The sequence below is a fragment of the Enterobacter sp. fkY84-1 genome, from assembly GCF_052974705.1.
In genome coordinates, this window is the sequence record NZ_CP169393.1 from 2,670,346 (window position 1) to 2,688,222 (window position 17,877).

Here is a 17,877-nt window from a genome sequence, read left to right on the forward strand (position 1 = left end):
CGATTGCAGCCTTTTTTATTTACTCCGGCAACGGATTTCCGCAGCGGTGACAATAACGCGCGTTGAGTTCATGTTCCCCCTGATGACATCGCGGACATTTGCGCTGCTGCTTGCGGCTCTGAAATGCGCTACTCATGTGCGTGGTAATCAGCCCGGTCGGAATGGCAATGACCGAATAGCCAATCAAAATCAGCACTGAGGCCACAATTCGCCCCAGCGGCGTATGGGGCGTGATATCCCCGTACCCCACGGTCGTTACGGTCACGATCGCCCAGTAGACGGACGCATTGAGCGTCGTAAAGCCATATTTCGGCCCCTCAATCAGATACATCAGTGCGCCAAAAACAATCATGACAATGGCAATAAACGAATAGAACAGAATAAGCTGATGACGGGCGCTGACGATTGCGCTCCAGAATATGCGCAGTGAGGGCATAAAGCGCAGTAATTTCAGAATACGTAATACGCGAATAACGCGCATCGCTCGCCAGGCAAAGACATAGCTCAGGCTGATTTCCGGCCACAGCCACATGACGTAGAGCGGCAGAATGGTGGCTAAATCGATAAATCCCCAGAAGCTGAAAACATATCGGGCCGGGTTAGGCCAGGCAATCACTCGGAGGAGATATTCAGCGGTAAACACCAGGGTAATCGCCAGCTCAAGCCAGACAAAGACATGCCATTCGTCAAACGTCAGGTGGTATTGCGTCCCGGCACCCGATTCAATAAAGATGATAACCACGCTGAGGAGCGCAAATAAACCACAAAGACCCTCGAAGCGCCGTCCGGATACCGTTTCAGGATCGAATAAAACATGATAAAGCCGCCGACGGGCTGACGTGAATAAACGCGACACAGTGACCTCGCAAAAAATAAGGGCTGACATCATGTCAGCCCTTGCGATTATAACGGGTCTACTTTCAGGCAGGAAACCGCATGTCGGAAACTGCCTTCCAGAACCGGCCGCGTTTTCGCACATTCCGGCCCGGCCATAGGGCAGCGCGTGCGGAAGACGCAGCCCGACGGCGGGTTAATCGGTGAAGGCAATTCCCCTTCCAGAAGCTGGATGGTCTTATTCTTTTCCAGATCGGGATCGGGGATCGGCACCGCCGACATCAGCGCTTTGGTGTAAGGGTGCAGCGGATTGTGGTACACCTCGTCATAGGTGCCCAGCTCCACGGCGTGCCCCAGATACATCACCAGCACGCGGTCAGAAATGTGTTTCACCACGGCCAGGTCATGCGCGATGAAGATCAGCGACAGCCCCATTTCGCGCTGCAGCTTCTGCAGCAGGTTAACCACCTGCGCCTGAATGGAGACGTCGAGCGCGGAAACTGGCTCATCACAGATAATCAGCTTCGGTTCGAGGATCAGGGCGCGCGCAATACCAATACGCTGACACTGACCGCCGGAGAACTCGTGAGGATAGCGGTTGATGAGGTTAGGCAACAGCCCGACTTTCAGCATCATCGCCTTAACGCGATCGCGCACTTCCTGGCGAGACATCTTCGGATGATAGGTCCGCAGCGGCTCGGCAATAATCTCACCGATGGTCATACGCGGGTTTAATGACGCCAGTGGATCCTGGAAAATCATCTGGATATCGCTGCGCACGTCGCGCCACTCGTCGGGCTTCATGCCCAGCAGATCTTTACCCAGCCAGGCCACTTTGCCGTCGGTGGCTTTTACCAGACCGATAATGGCGCGCGCAAAGGTCGATTTACCGCAGCCGGACTCGCCCACCACGCCCAGGGTTTCCCCTTCGTACAGGCGCAGCGTGACGCCGTCCACCGCTTTCAGGGTCTTCGACGGCTGCCAGAACCACTGTTTGCCGTCCTTGATGTCGAAATGCACTTTAAGGTCAGCAATTTCGAGCAGTACATTGCGTTTTTCATCTAATGCGTTCATACCAGCTCCTCCTGCGGCTTAAAGCAGGCGCGCAGACGGCCTGGTGCAAACTCTTCCAGCGGCGGTGCGCTGTTGCAGATTTCCATCGCGTGCGGGCAGCGCGGCTGGAACGGACAGCCTTTCGGCAGGCGCAGCAGGTTTGGCGGGTTGCCCGGAATAGTCAGCAGGGATTCCCCTTCCGCATCGAGACGCGGCACCGCGTTCAGCAGGCCAATCGAGTAAGGATGCGCTGGATGATAGAACACGTCACGCGCTTTGCCGTATTCCATGGTACGACCGGCATACATGACCAGCACTTTGTCACAGATGCCCGCCACCACGCCCAGGTCGTGGGTGATCATGATAATCGCGGTGTTGAACTCACGCTTGAGCTCGTTCAGCAGGGTCATGATTTGCGCCTGAACGGTAACGTCCAGCGCGGTGGTCGGTTCGTCGGCAATCAGCAGCTTTGGCCGGCACAGCAGCGCCATCGCAATCATCACGCGCTGACGCATACCGCCGGAGAACTCGTGCGGGAACATGCGCATACGCTTGCGCGCTTCCGGCATTTTCACCGCATCGAGCATTTTGACCGACTCTTCAAAGGCTTCGGCTTTGCCCAGACCTTTGTGCAGCATCAGCACTTCCATCAGCTGCTCACCGACGCGCATGTACGGGTTCAGCGAGGTCATCGGATCCTGGAAAATCATCGAGATCTGCTCGGCGCGCAGCTTGTTCAGCTCGTGCTCCGGCAGGTTGAGGATTTCACGACCGTTGAATTTCGCGGAACCGCCAATCACACCGTTAGCGGCCAGCAGGCCCATTAACGCAAAGGCGGTCTGGGATTTACCGGAACCAGATTCCCCCACGATACCGAGCGTTTCACCCGCGCGCAGGTTGAAGTTAAGATCGTTCACGGCGGTCACATCCCCGTCCGGGGTCTTAAAGGTGACGCGAAGATCTTTTACGTCCAGCAGAAGGTCGCTCCGCTGCTGCGCCTGTGGCGCGGTTGCCGTTTCAATCATTGTCATGACGGCGCTCCTTAACGGTCTTTCGGGTCGAGGGCATCACGCAGGCCATCGCCGATAAAGTTAAAACAAAACAGGGTAACGACCAGGAAACCCGCCGGGTATAACAGCAGCCACGGTGACACTTCCATTGAGTTTGCACCGTCACTCAGCAGCGCGCCCCAGCTGCTCAGCGGCTCTTGCGTACCCAGACCGAGGAAGCTCAGGAAGGATTCAAACAGGATCATGCTTGGCACCAGCAGTGAGGCATAGACCACCACCACGCCCAGCACGTTAGGAACGATATGGCGAACCACGATATTCCCGGTAGAGACACCGCCGACCTGCGCGGCTTCGATAAACTCTTTGCGTTTGAGGCTCAGCGTCTGGCCGCGAACAATACGCGCCATATCCAGCCATGACACCATCCCGATGGCCACGAAGATCAACAGGATATTCTGACCAAAGAAGGTCACCAGCAGGATGACGAAGAACATAAACGGGAAGGAGTTCAGGATTTCCAGCAGACGCATCATCACCGAGTCCACTTTGCCGCCAAGGTAGCCGGACAGTGAGCCATAGAGCGTCCCGACGATCACCGCCACCAGCGCGGCAGCAATCCCGACCATCAGCGAGATACGCCCGCCGATAGCGACACGCACCAGCAGGTCACGTCCGGAGGAGTCCGTGCCAAAATAGTGGCCAGACTCCATATCCGGCGCGCTGGACATCATGCCCCAGTCGGTGTCGAAATAGGTAAATTGCGACAGCATCGGGGCAAGGGTCACAAACAGCGCGATGATTACCAGAACCACCAGACTCGCCACCGCCGCGCGGTTGTGCATAAAGCGACGACGCGCGTCCTGCCAGAGGCTACGACCTTCCACTTCCAGTTTTTCACTGAAGTTTTCCAGCGCCTCGCTGTTTTTCTTACTCAACATCATGGCGTGCTCCAGTTAGTAACGGATTTTCGGGTCGATGACGGCATACAGCACATCGACGATAGCGTTAAAGAGAATGGTCAGCGCACCGACGAGAATGGTCAGGCTCAGTACCAGCGAATAGTCGCGGTTAAGCGCGCCGTTGACAAACAGCTGGCCAATGCCCGGCAGGCCGTAAATGGTTTCGATAACCATCGAGCCGGTGATGATCCCGACGAATGCTGGTCCCATGTAGGAGAGCACGGGCAACAGCGCCGGTTTGAGCGCGTGGCGGAAGATAATCCGACGCATCGGCAGCCCTTTCGCGCGCGCGGTACGAATGAAGTTCGAGTGCAGCACTTCGATCATTGAACCACGGGTGATACGCGCAATACTGGCGATGTACGCCAGGGATAATGCCACCATCGGCAAAATCATGAACTTTAATGCCCCGCCGTTCCAGCCGCCGCCAGGCAGCCACTTCAGCGTAATGGCAAATATCATCACCAGTAATGGCGCGACAACGAAGCTGGGTATGACTACCCCGGTCATTGCCACCCCCATTACGGCATAATCCCATTTGGTATTTTGTCTGAGCGCGGCGATGACGCCTGCGGTGACCCCGAAAACGATCGCCAGAATGAATGCCGCAGCACCCAATTTCGCCGAAACCGGGAAGCTGGACGCCACCAGGTCGTTAACGGAATAGTCTTTATATTTAAATGACGGTCCAAAATCACCGTGGGCCAGCTGCTTCAGGTAATTGAAGTACTGGGTAGAGATAGGATCGTTTAAGTGGTATTTCGCTTCGATATTCGCCATCACTTCTGGCGGCAGCGTACGCTCACCGGTAAATGGACTTCCCGGCGCAAGGCGCATCATGAAGAAGGAAATCGTGATGAGAATAAATAGCGTTGGAATCGCTTCAAGACAGCGACGTAGGATAAATTTCAACATTGCCCGTACCTTCTGGCGTGTGCCTATATAATGTGACGTTGGTTAGACACCGTGGGGCGAGCACGCCCGCCCCACTCATTGCCATTAATGCTTGATAATATACAAGTTTTTAACGTAGATATTATCCATCGGGTCTTTACCGGTGTACCCACCTACCCACGGTTTCACCAGACGGGCGTTAACGTAGTAGTAAACCGGAACGATCGCGGAATCTTTATCCAGCTGCTGCTCAGCTTTAGAGTACAGTTCAGTACGCTGTGCTTCGTCAGTGGTTTTCAGCGTGTCGGCAATCAGCTTGTCAAACGCCGGGCTCTTATAGTGCGCGGTGTTGTTTGAGCTGTCGCTCAGCATGGTGTTCAGGAAGGAGGTCGGTTCGTTATAGTCCGCACACCAGCCAGCACGCGCCACGTCAAAGGTGCCCTGATGACGGCTGTCGAGGAAGGTCTTCCACTCCTGGTTCTCCAGCTTCACGTTCGCGCCCAGGTTCTTTTTCCAGATCGAGGCGACGGCGATAGCCAGTTTTTTGTGCAGATCGGAGGTGTTGTACAACAGGCTGAAGGTCAGCGGCTTATCGGCGGTATAGCCCGCTTCGGCCAGCAGTTTCTTCGCTTCTGCGTTACGCTGTTCCTGCGTCTGTTTGAACCAGTCTGGCTCGGTCAGTTTTGCGCCATCGGTGTATGGAGGGGTATAGCTGTATGCCGGCAGATCGCCCTGGTTTTTCACTTTGTTCACGATGATATCGCGATCCAGTGCCAGCTTCAGCGCAGTACGAACACGTACGTCGGTGAACGGTGCTTTCTGGTTGTTGATTTCATAGTAGTAGGTGCACAGGTACGGGTCGACGTGAACTTCTTTCGGGATCTCTTTCTTCAGCTTCTGGAACAGTTCAATCGGCATGTTGTTATAGGTCATGTCGATTTCGCCGCTGCGGTAGCGGTTGACGTCAGTCACTTCGGAAGAAATTGGCAGGTAGGTCACCTGATTAATCACGGTTTTAGCGTTGTCCCAGTATTGCGGGTTACGCTCAAGCACCATACGCTCGTTGACCACCCAGTCTTTCAGCTTATAGGCGCCGTTGGTCACGATATTGGCAGGCTGGGTCCATTTTTCACCAAATTTTTCCACGGCGGATTTTGGTACCGGGGAGACGGACGGGTGAACCAGCAGCTTATAGAAGTACGGAACAGGTTCGCTCAACGTGACTTCGAAGGTATTGGCATCGATCGCTTTAACGCCCAGATCGGTGATCGGTTTTTTGCCCGCGATGATGTCATCAATATTGGCAATATGGCCATATTGCAGGTAGCTCGCATACGGAGAGGCGGTCGTTGGATTCGCCAGACGCTGCCAGCTATAAACGAAATCTTCAGCCGTGACCGGCGTACCGTCGGACCATTTCGCATCTTTACGCAGATGGAAGGTCCAGACTTTGAAATCTTTGTTTTCCCATTTTTCTGCCACGCCCGGTGCCGGGTGGCCGTCTACGTCAGTGACCAGCAGGCCTTCGAACAGGTCGCGGTTAACGTTAGACTCAGGAACACCTTCAATTTTGTGCGGGTCAAGAGACTGAACTTCCGCACCGTTGTTACGCACCAGCGTCTGCTTCTCCGCCAGCTGAACACCTGCAGGAACGTCCGCAGCCATTGCAGCGTTTCCCGCGATTAGCGCAGTTAAAATCCCCGCCGCTACCAGATTTTTTTTTGTGATGATGGACATTGTGTTGATACTCCACTCATTATAATGACTGGCCTTCGCCAGCTGTGTAATCCCCTGTTGGGGCCTGTACAGCGCAGGAGTTTTTTTTGCTGCTGTCAGGTTCTTCTTTTACTGCTTGCTATCACCGACTTTTTTATTACTGACCGCTCGTATGGCAGTCTTGCGTCGATTCTTTACAGGCCTCCCCTGTTTGAGACCTGTTCTGGATATCCGAGATGAGAACCATATGAAAATAATTCTCATCTGATTGTTTTATGCTGCAAAATATTAGGCCGGAAAGTATCAAATGGCGTAATCGTGCGCCAATACATTTTGCAAATTTGTTAAGCAATTCTCTTTTACGGTGAGTACCGTATCGTTGAGGGCAGCCCTGCCGGACATCGAACATCACTATAAAGACATGATATTCAATAGGATAGAGAAAATTTTCTCTACAAGCGCGTCGCTGCGCTATCATCGCGTGATTTTGTACAAAAATTTAACAACTGGTTATTATTTAGCACATTCATCTAGGGGAATGTTGAAATTACTAATATCATTTCGGTTATCTCTCAGCAAGCCCCAGAGTATCATGTGAGTAAAATAACAGAGCGATCGAAGATTTTCTGCGCAGGCGGGGTAAGGCGGAATTAATAACCTATTGAAATACAAGAAATGAACATTATTAGTAGAATTTATTATGATATGTGAGCATTTCAACTTTAGTTATATGATTTGCTGATAATCACGTAAAAAAAACGGAGCCGTCGCTCCGTTCTTTCATATGAAGTATTAATGCAATAATCCGGGGAAAATGCTTTTAATACCCGTTACGATGAATTCGATCCCTAACGCCATCAGCAACAGGCCCATGATACGCGTAATGACGTTGATGCCCGTCTGACCCAGCAAGCGCACCAGCCAGGGTGCCATGCGGAACACGCCCCAACAGCAGAGCGCAAAAATGGCAATAGCCACGGAAAAGCCAATCAGGTGCATCAGGCTATGATAACGCGTGCCCCAGACAATGGTTGAACTGATGGCCCCAGGACCGGCCATCAGCGGTAAGGCCAGCGGCACCACGCCAATGCTTTCGCGGATGGCGGTTTCTGACTTCTCTTGTTTATTCTGCTTATCCTCGCCCAGCTTACCGCTGATCATGGACATGGCGATGGTCACCACCAGGATCCCACCTGCAATGCGGAAAGAATCTATCGAAATCCCGAAAAGCTGGAGAATGGCGTCACCCAGAAAAAGAGAGGTGAGCAATATGATCGCCACCGACAGGTTAGCGGTGAGGTTGGTCTTATTCCTGGCCGCCGCTGTCTGGTAACTCGTCATACTAATGAAGACAGGAATGATCCCCACCGGGTTGACCAGGGCAAACAAACCAATAAAAAATTTAAAATACGTTGGAAAATCAAAGAGCGTTTGGATCACGTTTTGCTCCGCTTATACATATGCCCTGGACTGACAATTTGTCATGAGAAATCGCGCTGAAGATACCCTTTTTATCAGCATACTTCACTTGAAATCTGTACCAAAACGTTATCATTTCAGGATGTTAAACATTTGTATAATCAATGATAGTGCCGCTTCCAATACTTACGTAATTATTTAACACTGGAAAAATCAGCACGAAATAACCCTGCTGAAAGGTATCAGCTTAGGGGAAAATTGACGCAGATCATGATTTTCGTACTCAGAAGTGAGTAATCTTGGTTACACCCCCAGGGAGGCCACCTGCCAAAAAGGGATGATGCTAAGGTAAGGCTCTTTTAGTAAATTAGTGTGCTGGTGTACAAAGTAACTCTTTGTTTTATTTTGTGTTACGCAAGTGCTATCGGCTCTGTCTATACTGTGTGACGTATCGAGCGCTGGTTTACTAAAAGAGTTTAAACATTATCAGGAGAGCATTATGGCTGTTACTAATATCGCTGAACTGAACGCCCTCGTCGAGCGCGTGAAAAAAGCCCAGCGTGAATATGCCAATTTCACCCAAGAACAGGTTGATAAAATCTTCCGCGCGGCCGCACTGGCTGCTGCAGATGCTCGAATCCCTCTCGCTAAAATGGCCGTTGCCGAATCCGGCATGGGTATCGTTGAAGATAAAGTGATCAAAAACCACTTTGCTTCAGAGTATATCTACAACGCCTATAAAGATGAGAAAACCTGTGGCGTGCTGTCAGAAGACGACACCTTCGGTACTATCACCATCGCTGAACCTATCGGCATTATCTGCGGTATCGTTCCGACCACTAACCCAACGTCTACCGCTATCTTCAAATCACTGATTAGCCTGAAGACCCGTAACGCAATCATCTTCTCTCCACACCCACGTGCGAAAGACGCGACCAACAAAGCTGCAGATATCGTCCTGCAGGCCGCTATCGCTGCGGGTGCACCAAAAGACCTGATTGGCTGGATCGACCAACCTTCTGTTGAGCTGTCCAACGCGCTGATGCATCACCCGGACATTAACCTGATTCTGGCGACCGGTGGTCCTGGCATGGTTAAAGCTGCATACAGCTCCGGTAAACCGGCTATCGGTGTGGGCGCGGGTAACACCCCTGTTGTTATCGACGAAACTGCTGACATCAAACGTGCTGTCGCGTCTGTACTGATGTCTAAAACCTTCGATAACGGTGTAATCTGTGCATCTGAACAGTCTGTTGTAGTTGTGGATTCCGTATATGACGCGGTTCGCGAACGTTTCGCCAGCCACGGCGGCTACCTGCTGCAGGGCAAAGAGTTGAAAGCGGTTCAGGACATCATCCTGAAAAATGGCGCGCTGAACGCCGCTATCGTGGGTCAGCCAGCCTACAAAATTGCTGAACTCGCAGGCTTTACCGTTCCGGCAACAACCAAAATCCTGATCGGTGAAGTGAAAGTTGTTGACGAAAGCGAGCCGTTCGCACACGAAAAACTGTCTCCTACGCTTGCCATGTACCGTGCGAAAGATTTCGAAGAGGCGGTAGAGAAAGCGGAGAAGCTGGTTGCCATGGGCGGTATCGGTCACACCTCTTGTCTGTACACTGACCAGGATAACCAGCCAGAGCGTGTTGCTCACTTCGGTCAGATGATGAAAACCGCACGTATCCTGATCAACACCCCTGCTTCTCAGGGTGGTATCGGTGACCTGTACAACTTTAAACTCGCACCTTCCCTGACTCTGGGTTGTGGTTCCTGGGGTGGTAACTCCATCTCTGAAAACGTTGGTCCAAAACACCTGATCAACAAGAAAACCGTTGCTAAGCGAGCTGAAAACATGTTGTGGCACAAACTTCCGAAATCTATCTACTTCCGCCGTGGCTCTCTGCCAATCGCGCTGGATGAAGTGATTACTGATGGCCACAAACGTGCGCTCATCGTGACTGACCGTTTCCTGTTCAACAACGGCTACGCTGACCAGATCACCTCTGTGCTGAAAGCGGCTGGCGTCGAAACTGAAGTGTTCTTCGAAGTTGAAGCTGACCCAACCCTGAGCGTGGTACGTAAAGGTGCTGAACTGGCTAACTCCTTCAAACCAGATGTGATTATCGCACTGGGTGGTGGTTCCCCAATGGACGCCGCGAAAATCATGTGGGTGATGTACGAGCATCCAGAAACTCACTTCGAAGAACTGGCGCTGCGCTTTATGGATATCCGTAAACGTATCTACAAGTTCCCGAAAATGGGCGTAAAAGCGAAAATGATCGCGGTCACCACCACTTCCGGTACCGGTTCAGAAGTCACGCCATTCGCGGTAGTAACAGACGATGCAACCGGTCAGAAATACCCACTGGCTGACTACGCACTGACGCCAGACATGGCTATCGTTGATGCGAACCTGGTTATGGAGATGCCGAAGTCACTGTGTGCGTTCGGTGGTCTGGATGCGGTAACTCACGCCCTGGAAGCTTACGTTTCTGTACTGGCATCTGAGTTCTCTGACGGTCAGGCTCTGCAGGCTCTGAAACTGCTGAAAGAAAACCTGCCAGCGTCCTACAACGAAGGGTCTAAAAACCCTGTAGCACGTGAACGTGTCCACAGTGCCGCAACCATCGCCGGTATCGCGTTTGCCAACGCCTTCCTGGGTGTTTGCCACTCAATGGCGCACAAACTGGGCTCACAGTTCCACATTCCTCACGGTCTGGCGAACGCCCTGCTGATCAGCAACGTTATCCGTTATAACGCTAACGACAACCCAACCAAGCAGACTGCTTTCAGCCAGTACGACCGCCCACAAGCACGTCGTCGCTATGCTGAAATCGCTGACCACCTTGGTCTGAGCGCACCGGGCGACCGCACTGCTGCCAAGATTGAGAAACTGCTGGCATGGCTGGAAAGCCTGAAAGCTGAACTGGGTATTCCTAAGTCAATCCGTGAAGCGGGCGTACAGGAAGCTGACTTCCTTGCTCACGTAGATAAGCTGTCTGAAGATGCATTCGATGACCAGTGTACTGGTGCTAACCCGCGCTACCCACTGATCTCCGAGCTGAAACAGATTCTGCTGGATACCTACTACGGTCGTGAGTTCAAAGAAGGTGACGTTGCCGCTGTGAAAACAGAAGCACCTGTCATCAAAGCTGACAAGAAAGCGAAGAAAAGCGCTTAATTGACATCAGCAGATGAAAAACCCGCCTTTATGGCGGGTTTTTTTATGTGTGAATAATAAGCCAGACGTTATTTTCTGTTGTCGTGCTGAATCGCCGTCAGCGAGCCTACAGACAGCGCTTCTTTATAATGCTTACGGCAGACCGAAACATAGCGTTCATTACCGCCTATCACCACCTGCTCGCCATCTGCATAAGGTTTCCCAGCCTGGTCGAGACGAAGCACCATGCTCGCTTTACGACCGCAGAAGCAGATCGTTTTCAGTTCGACAAGTTTATCCGACCAGGCGAGCAAATACTGGCTCCCTTCAAAAAGCTCGCCGCGGAAATCCGTGCGCAGGCCATAACACAGCACGGGGATATCAAGCTCATCGACTACCTCTGACAGGGCATGGACCTGTTCACGCGTCAGAAACTGGCTTTCATCGACCAGGACACAATGAATGGGCTGCGCAGCATGTTCTGCACGAATGTCTTCAAACAGATCGGTTTTCGGGTTAAACAGCCTTGCAGGCGACGAGAGCCCTATTCTGGAGCTCACCTTCCCCGCGCCAAAGCGATCGTCAATTTCCGCCGTATAAACAACGGTACGCATCCCTCGCTCCTGATAATTGTACGAGGATTGCAGCAGCGCGGTGGATTTCCCGGCATTCATTGCCGAATAGTAGAAATAAAGTTGTGCCATTGGCCGTAAAACCCTAATCAATGTGTAATATTCCCGATGAGTCATTGTACCATATTTTGTCTGGTCATCAGCGATGCAGCGCACAGAGGATGCAGTTCAGTACGGCGTTCAGTACCGTCTGTTTAACAAAATAACCCGTTAAAACATGAAGTAACCGCATTCAGCCAGGCGACGAAGTTATAAGTTAAGCCAAACATAACACTTCTTTTTATAGTGGAATCCGTGTCCTTTAAGATTCACTATTTATTAACTATTTCAGGCTTAGCACCAGGGGTGAGAACTAATACAAAAGGCTGATATTTCTCCGCCGCAACTATAATTCCTGCGGGAAATGTCACAAAAAAAAGATGCAGGCGGCCTGTTTTAGCATGCTCAGCTGATAACAACCGAGACTGCTGGGTGGCGGAATTTAAGTTAGCGTAATTAATAATAGCGGCAATATTTAGTATTTTTTGAATTCCTTACATTCCTGGCTATTGCACAACTGAATTTATGGCTCTATTATTAGCTCAACAAACCACCCCCCATTATAAGTTTGAGATTACTACAATGAGCGAAGCACTTAAAATTCTGAACAACATCCGTACTCTTCGTGCGCAGGCAAGAGAATGCACCCTCGAAACGCTTGAAGAAATGCTGGAAAAATTAGAAGTTGTAGTTAATGAACGTCGCGAAGAAGAAAGCGCTGCTGCGGCTGAAATCGAAGAACGTACTCGTAAACTGCAGCAATATCGTGAAATGCTGATTGCTGATGGTATCGATCCAAATGAATTGCTGAACAGCATGGCTGCCGCTAAAACCGGTACTAAAGCAAAGCGTGCTGCCCGTCCTGCTAAATATAGCTACGTTGATGAGAACGGCGAAACTAAAACCTGGACTGGCCAGGGTCGTACTCCTGCTGTTATCAAGAAAGCGATGGATGAGCAAGGTAAACAGCTGGACGACTTCCTGATCAAGGATTAATCGAGCCTTATTCAGAAAAATCCCGCTTATTGCGGGATTTTTTTTAACCTAAATTTGTCGCAAACATCCTCTTACACTCTGTCATAAAGCATTATTTAGCAATTTCATCGACTGTACTTTAAGACAGGTTTTCGGGAGTGTTACGGGCATAAAAAAACCGGTGGGCAACGCCTCACCGGTTTGAACATTAGCAGCGGTGGCTTATTTCTTAATACCTACGCTCTCTTTGAGCCAGGTTTTAAATTCTTCGCCGAGGGTATTGTGGCGGATACCATATTCAACAAACGCCTGCATATAACCGAGCTTATTACCGCAGTCATGGCTCTTACCTTTCATATGGTAGGCCTCAACGGTCTCTTTCTCGATCAGCATATCGATGGCATCCGTCAGCTGGATCTCATCACCCGCTCCTGGAGGCGTTTTAGCCAGCAGAGGCCAGATTTCAGCACTCAGCACATAGCGACCTACAACGGCAAGGTTTGAAGGCGCTACGTCGGCTTTAGGCTTCTCTACGACGCCAACCATTGGCACACTCTCACCCGGCTCAAGGTTAACGCCTTTGCAGTCAACCACACCGTATGCCGTTACGTCTTCAACAGGCTCAACCATAATCTGGCTGCTGCCGGTTTCGTCGAAACGTTTGATCATTTCAGCCAGGTTATCCTGAGAAAGATCGGATTCGTATTCGTCCAGAATAACGTCAGGCAGAATTACCGCTACAGGCTCATCACCCACGACAGGGTGCGCGCACATAACAGCGTGGCCCAGACCTTTAGCCAGCCCCTGACGAACCTGCATAATGGTGACGTGTGGAGGGCAAATAGACTGAACTTCTTCTAACAGCTGGCGCTTAACACGCTTTTCCAGCATGGCTTCAAGTTCAAAGCTTGTATCGAAATGGTTTTCGATAGAGTTTTTAGATGAATGCGTAACCAGCACAATTTCAGTGATGCCGGCTGCGATACATTCATTCACGACATACTGGATTAATGGCTTATCAACCAGAGGCAGCATCTCTTTAGGAATCGCCTTGGTTGCTGGTAACATCCTGGTCCCCAATCCCGCTACCGGGATAACGGCCTTTCTGACTTTCGAATTTAGGGCAGCCATTCAAATTCTCCTGAGCTGTTCAAGTTTTGAACTTTTATGCAATAAATAACGCGTTGAGTATATCAGCCTCGCCCCGCAGTCCGGGTCTGAAAAGAACGCGTTGCCGATCAATTAGGATAAATACGCATGAAACCGGGCAGCGATAGTAGCACTCCCCGCAAAACACAGGTAAAGCAATCTTAAAATGACGATCCAATTGCTTATTCCGTGGACAACATTAAGCGTAGCCGCCCCCCGGCGCCCCAAATTTGGCACTGCCACGAGGAACAGCGGTGGCTAATTTGATTAAGATACGCCGTTCCCAACGTCCCAAGCGGTACACCGTTACTCACCTGAATATGGTGTTCACCGGTATTCAGTGATGCATTGAGACCGGCTGAAACGAGGATCAGATTTTTTAAACCGCTGTGGTAATAGCCGACCAATAGCGGAAACTGTCCAGGCAAATTGGCCTGACGAAAAAGCTGGTTTACCTGTTTGAGTAAACTGCCTAACTCCGGCAACCGTTGTCCCTGATGGGATAACTGTTCCTGCAACAAACCATTAAATAGCGCACGAAGAAGCAACGCCGCTAATACACCGTTATCCCCCGCCCGGGTGACATCCAGAGAATAAAACGCAAGGTCGGAATCTGACAGTGGCGCAATATCCAGCACCAGTCCAGGCTGGTCAGCGGCCACCAGCTGCCGATAATTTACGCGACAGTGGGAAATAGTTTGCTGGACGGGTGGCTGGAGTTCTTGCAACAGTTTCGCCGCAGCAGGCGGATTACTCACCAGAGCGTCCCAGTCCTGGAAAAGACGTTCCTCTTCCTCTACCCGGGAATTAAACATATTCGGATAAAGGCACGCTAAGACCGTTTCTCGCAGCCGGTTCAAATCTTTAACCGGCTTAAGCAGAATATCCTGTACCCCAAGACGTAATGCTTTTGCGATATCCGCCATGTTTTCGGTGGCAGAGATCACCAGAATCGGCGTCTGATTGCCTTCGTTACGCAGATGCTCAACCAGCTTCAGTCCATTCATGCGCGGCATCGCAATGTCGCAAATCATCAAATCGGGCGTAATGCTGATCATTTTTTCCAGGGCGTCGATGCCATCTTCAGCCAGTGACGTCATTGCGCCCAGCGAGGATAACCACGAATCCAGTAGCGATCGGAAAACGGGCTCGTCTTCAACAATCAAAATGTGTTTTCCGGCCAATGGCTGCGTCATGGTTCCTCCCCTGGCTGACAGTAACTAAATAGTGGCATGCGATCGGCACTATCGCCTGTCAGATTTTGCTGAAGTAGTCAAAAAAAGGTGCTTAACGTGCGGTTTGCACAAAAGGCAACAATTCGTCCATTTTCTTTTCGACGGCTAACGAGCCCGCTGCGATGGCGGCCTCAGCCCGATGGAAATCAAGAGTAGAGATTTGCGGACAGTACGGCTGAATAAGAATATCCGGAGGATCGCCTGCCATACGGTTACGTTTAAGGCGATTCTCGAGTACCTGAATTGACGTGGTCATGATTTCTATCGCCGTCGGCGCAGCAACCGAACGACGTGCGGTCATACGCCCGATTCTTCCGCGCAGGCGCGCGTGCCAGGCCAGTTTCTCGCCCTCAGCATCTTCGCTCTGGAGGTTGACCGGCATGAGATCCTGTTGCATCAGGTGGGCGTCGTGCTGCAGGTCGACGGCAATCACGATGTCAGCACCCATTGCACGCGTCAGAGAGATGGGAACCGGGTTAACGACGCCACCATCGACAAGCCAGTAACCGTTGTGTGGGACAGGCGCCATGAGTCCCGGCATACTGCAGGAGGCACGCACGGCAAGATGGATATCCCCTTCGGTTAGCCAGAGTTCGCGACCTGTACTGAGGTTCGTCGCGACGGCGCCGAAAGGCATCTGACAATCAGTGAAGTCTTCGAGGGGCATAACCTGGCGGAACTGGTTAAAGACGCGTTCGCCGCGCAGCAGTCCACCACGCTGCCAGGAGAGGTCCATCAGACGCAGCACGTCCCAGTAGCTGAAGGAGCGCACCCACGTCTCGAGCTCCGGTAGCTTTCCGCACGCGTAAGCGGAGCCGACAAGCGATCCGATTGAGCACCCTGCAACAATATCGACAGTAATGCCCATCTGATTTAAGGCATTAATCACGCCGATGTGTGACCATCCCCGGGCGGCACCTGAACCCAGCGCCAGCCCAATTTTAACCTTTCTCATTAGTCCTGTTTTACGTCCCCTGGATTCCTGACATGGCATCAACGCAACGCCTCAGTTAACATAGTGCTACCCGAAGCGTTTTACGCCTTTATTTTTTGTTCCAGGAAGAGAATCGTGTCTCAACTCTGCCCTTGTGGTAGCGCTCTGGAGTATAGCCTATGTTGCCAGCGATATCTTTCTGGCGATCAGGTTGCACCAGACCCGTCACACCTTATGCGTTCACGGTACACTGCTTTTGTGATCAAAGACGCAGACTACCTGATTAAAACCTGGCATCCATCCTGCCACGCAGCCGATTTCAAACAGGACATCGAAGCCGGGTTTGCGAACACGCAGTGGCTCGGCCTCACCGTCTATGAATCCTCTCCAGGCAGTCATGAAGATGAAGGTTACGTCAGCTTTGTTGCCCGTTTTACCGAGAACGCTAAGCCTGGCGCCATTATCGAGCGTTCCCGGTTCTTAAAGGAACGCGGGCAATGGTATTATATTGACGGAACGCGTCCACAGTTTGGTCGTAACGATCCCTGCCCGTGTGGTTCAGGTAAAAAATTTAAAAAGTGTTGCGGGCAGTAATGCCTGACAACCCAGACTTCGCAAATACAAACAGGATTTCCCGGCGATGCAATCATTACAACGTAAAGTTCTGCGCACCATCTGTCCCGATCAAAAAGGGCTGATCGCACGAATTACCAACATTTGCTACAAACATGAACTGAATATCGTGCAGAACAACGAGTTCGTTGACCACCGTACCGGCCGCTTCTTCATGCGTACCGAACTGGAAGGTATTTTCAACGACACCACGCTGCTGGCCGATCTGGACAGCGCGCTTCCGGAAGGTTCCGTGCGCGAGCTGACCCCTGCGGGCCGACGCCGCATCGTGATCCTGGTGACCAAAGAAGCACATTGTCTTGGCGACCTGCTGATGAAAGCCAACTACGGCGGTCTGGATGTCGAAATTGCGGCTGTTATTGGTAACCACGAGACGTTGCGCTCGCTGGTCGAGCGCTTTGATATTCCGTTCGAGCTGGTTAGCCATGAAGGCCATACGCGTGAAGAGCACGACGATCTGATGGCGCAGGCCATTGAAGCGCATAACCCGGACTACGTGGTGCTGGCGAAATACATGCGCGTGTTAACGCCGTCTTTCGTGGCGCGTTTCCCGAACAAGATCATCAACATCCACCACTCGTTCCTGCCAGCCTTTATTGGTGCGCGTCCATACCACCAGGCGTACGAGCGCGGCGTGAAGATCATCGGCGCGACAGCCCACTACGTGAATGACAATCTGGACGAAGGTCCCATCATCATGCAGGACGTGATTCATGTGGATCACACTTACACCGCTGAGGACATGATGCGTGCAGGGCGTGACGTTGAGAAGAATGTGTTAAGCCGCGCGCTGTATCAGGTACTGGCCCAGCGTGTCTTCGTTTACGGCAACAGAACCATCATTCTTTAATCTTTCGGAAAATGAATTGATTAGCTTTGCGCCTTTACGGATAAAAAGCAGGCAAACAACTTCATTTCCCTAAAGGAAAGCTTTACAGGGGCGTCTCATTTGATATGATGCGCCCCGCTTCCAGCAGGAAGCAGGCCAGTAAAAAAGCATTACCCCGTGGTGGGGTTCCCGAGCGGCCAAAGGGAGCAGACTGTAAATCTGCCGTCATCGACTTCGAAGGTTCGAATCCTTCCCCCACCACCATCTCTCAGCACGACCTCAAAATTTGAATTACCCCTGGTGAGGTTCCCGAGCGGCCAAAGGGAGCAGACTGTAAATCTGCCGTCATCGACTTCGAAGGTTCGAATCCTTCCCCCACCACCATCACTTTCAAATAACTCCAAATCTT

At 51.5% G+C, this 17,877-nt stretch carries 15 protein-coding genes and 2 tRNA genes; 6 read left to right on the forward strand and 11 right to left on the reverse strand.

The features are described from left to right. Positions 1-19 precede the first annotated feature (19 nt). The 7 genes from ACEPLT_RS12850 to ACEPLT_RS12880 all read right to left on the reverse strand — a co-directional run bounded on the left by ACEPLT_RS12850 (position 20) and on the right by ACEPLT_RS12880 (position 7,906). On the reverse strand, positions 20-889 hold the full coding sequence (locus ACEPLT_RS12850) for an ion transporter (RefSeq protein ID WP_008502790.1): 870 nt from the start codon (positions 887-889) through the stop codon (positions 20-22). 14 nt (positions 890-903) lie between these two features. Then, positions 904-1,908 carry a murein tripeptide/oligopeptide ABC transporter ATP-binding protein OppF gene (gene oppF, locus ACEPLT_RS12855; protein WP_008502789.1) on the reverse strand — a complete coding sequence of 335 codons (1,005 nt, stop codon included), beginning with the start codon at positions 1,906-1,908 and terminating at the stop codon, positions 904-906. Further along, positions 1,905-2,918 (reverse strand): ABC transporter ATP-binding protein, encoded by a 1,014-nt coding sequence (gene oppD / locus ACEPLT_RS12860; protein ID WP_232927530.1) that lies wholly within the window; start codon positions 2,916-2,918, stop codon positions 1,905-1,907. Before oppD ends, oppF begins: the two co-directional genes overlap by 4 nt. 11 nt (positions 2,919-2,929) lie before the next feature. Next, positions 2,930-3,838, reverse strand: coding sequence for an oligopeptide ABC transporter permease OppC (gene oppC / locus ACEPLT_RS12865; protein WP_008502787.1), 909 nt, complete (start codon positions 3,836-3,838; stop codon positions 2,930-2,932). Positions 3,839-3,850: 12 nt separating this feature from the next. Next, entirely contained in the window at positions 3,851-4,771 is a 921-nt protein-coding gene (gene oppB, locus ACEPLT_RS12870) for an oligopeptide ABC transporter permease OppB (RefSeq protein WP_008502786.1), read from the reverse strand. Positions 4,772-4,855: 84 nt separating this feature from the next. Next, positions 4,856-6,487 carry an oligopeptide ABC transporter substrate-binding protein OppA gene (gene oppA, locus ACEPLT_RS12875; RefSeq protein ID WP_008502785.1) on the reverse strand — a complete coding sequence of 544 codons (1,632 nt, stop codon included), beginning with the start codon at positions 6,485-6,487 and terminating at the stop codon, positions 4,856-4,858. 771 nt (positions 6,488-7,258) lie between these two features. Beyond that, positions 7,259-7,906, reverse strand: coding sequence for a YchE family NAAT transporter (locus ACEPLT_RS12880; protein ID WP_021240330.1), 648 nt, complete (start codon positions 7,904-7,906; stop codon positions 7,259-7,261). 478 nt (positions 7,907-8,384) lie between these two features. On the opposite strand from ACEPLT_RS12880, the gene adhE reads away from it, so the two are divergent. Beyond that, a complete protein-coding gene (gene adhE / locus ACEPLT_RS12885) occupies positions 8,385-11,063 on the forward strand; it encodes a bifunctional acetaldehyde-CoA/alcohol dehydrogenase (RefSeq protein WP_021240331.1) in 2,679 nt (892 codons plus the stop codon). Positions 11,064-11,131: 68 nt separating this feature from the next. Here adhE and tdk read toward each other — a convergent pair whose 3' ends face one another. After that, positions 11,132-11,746 (reverse strand): thymidine kinase, encoded by a 615-nt coding sequence (tdk, locus tag ACEPLT_RS12890; RefSeq protein ID WP_008502782.1) that lies wholly within the window; start codon positions 11,744-11,746, stop codon positions 11,132-11,134. A 549-nt stretch (positions 11,747-12,295) separates the two neighbouring features. On the opposite strand from tdk, the gene hns reads away from it, so the two are divergent. Beyond that, on the forward strand, positions 12,296-12,709 hold the full coding sequence (hns, locus tag ACEPLT_RS12895; RefSeq protein WP_008502781.1) for a histone-like nucleoid-structuring protein H-NS: 414 nt from the start codon (positions 12,296-12,298) through the stop codon (positions 12,707-12,709). Positions 12,710-12,910: 201 nt separating this feature from the next. Here the strand turns inward: hns and galU are convergent, their stop codons facing one another. The 3 genes from galU to rssA all read right to left on the reverse strand — a co-directional run bounded on the left by galU (position 12,911) and on the right by rssA (position 16,027). After that, a complete protein-coding gene (gene galU / locus ACEPLT_RS12900; RefSeq protein WP_008502780.1) occupies positions 12,911-13,819 on the reverse strand; it encodes a UTP--glucose-1-phosphate uridylyltransferase GalU in 909 nt (302 codons plus the stop codon). A gap of 200 nt (positions 13,820-14,019) precedes the next feature. Continuing rightward, on the reverse strand, positions 14,020-15,033 hold the full coding sequence (rssB, locus tag ACEPLT_RS12905) for a two-component system response regulator RssB (protein WP_021240333.1): 1,014 nt from the start codon (positions 15,031-15,033) through the stop codon (positions 14,020-14,022). Positions 15,034-15,124: 91 nt separating this feature from the next. Next, the gene (gene rssA / locus ACEPLT_RS12910) at positions 15,125-16,027 is read right to left on the reverse strand and encodes a patatin-like phospholipase RssA (RefSeq protein ID WP_032674974.1); all 903 of its coding nucleotides are present in this window, start codon (positions 16,025-16,027) and stop codon (positions 15,125-15,127) included. A gap of 114 nt (positions 16,028-16,141) precedes the next feature. On the opposite strand from rssA, the gene ACEPLT_RS12915 reads away from it, so the two are divergent. From ACEPLT_RS12915 to ACEPLT_RS12930, 4 genes are all read left to right on the forward strand, one after another. After that, positions 16,142-16,600: a YchJ family protein gene (locus tag ACEPLT_RS12915; protein WP_032623056.1), complete on the forward strand. Its 459-nt coding sequence runs from the start codon at positions 16,142-16,144 to the stop codon at positions 16,598-16,600. A gap of 46 nt (positions 16,601-16,646) precedes the next feature. Next, the gene (gene purU / locus ACEPLT_RS12920) at positions 16,647-17,489 is read left to right on the forward strand and encodes a formyltetrahydrofolate deformylase (protein WP_021240336.1); all 843 of its coding nucleotides are present in this window, start codon (positions 16,647-16,649) and stop codon (positions 17,487-17,489) included. Between the two features lie 158 nt (positions 17,490-17,647). Continuing rightward, a tRNA-Tyr gene (locus ACEPLT_RS12925) sits at positions 17,648-17,732 on the forward strand. Between the two features lie 35 nt (positions 17,733-17,767). After that, positions 17,768-17,852: transfer RNA gene (locus tag ACEPLT_RS12930), tRNA-Tyr, on the forward strand. Positions 17,853-17,877: the final 25 nt, after the last annotated feature.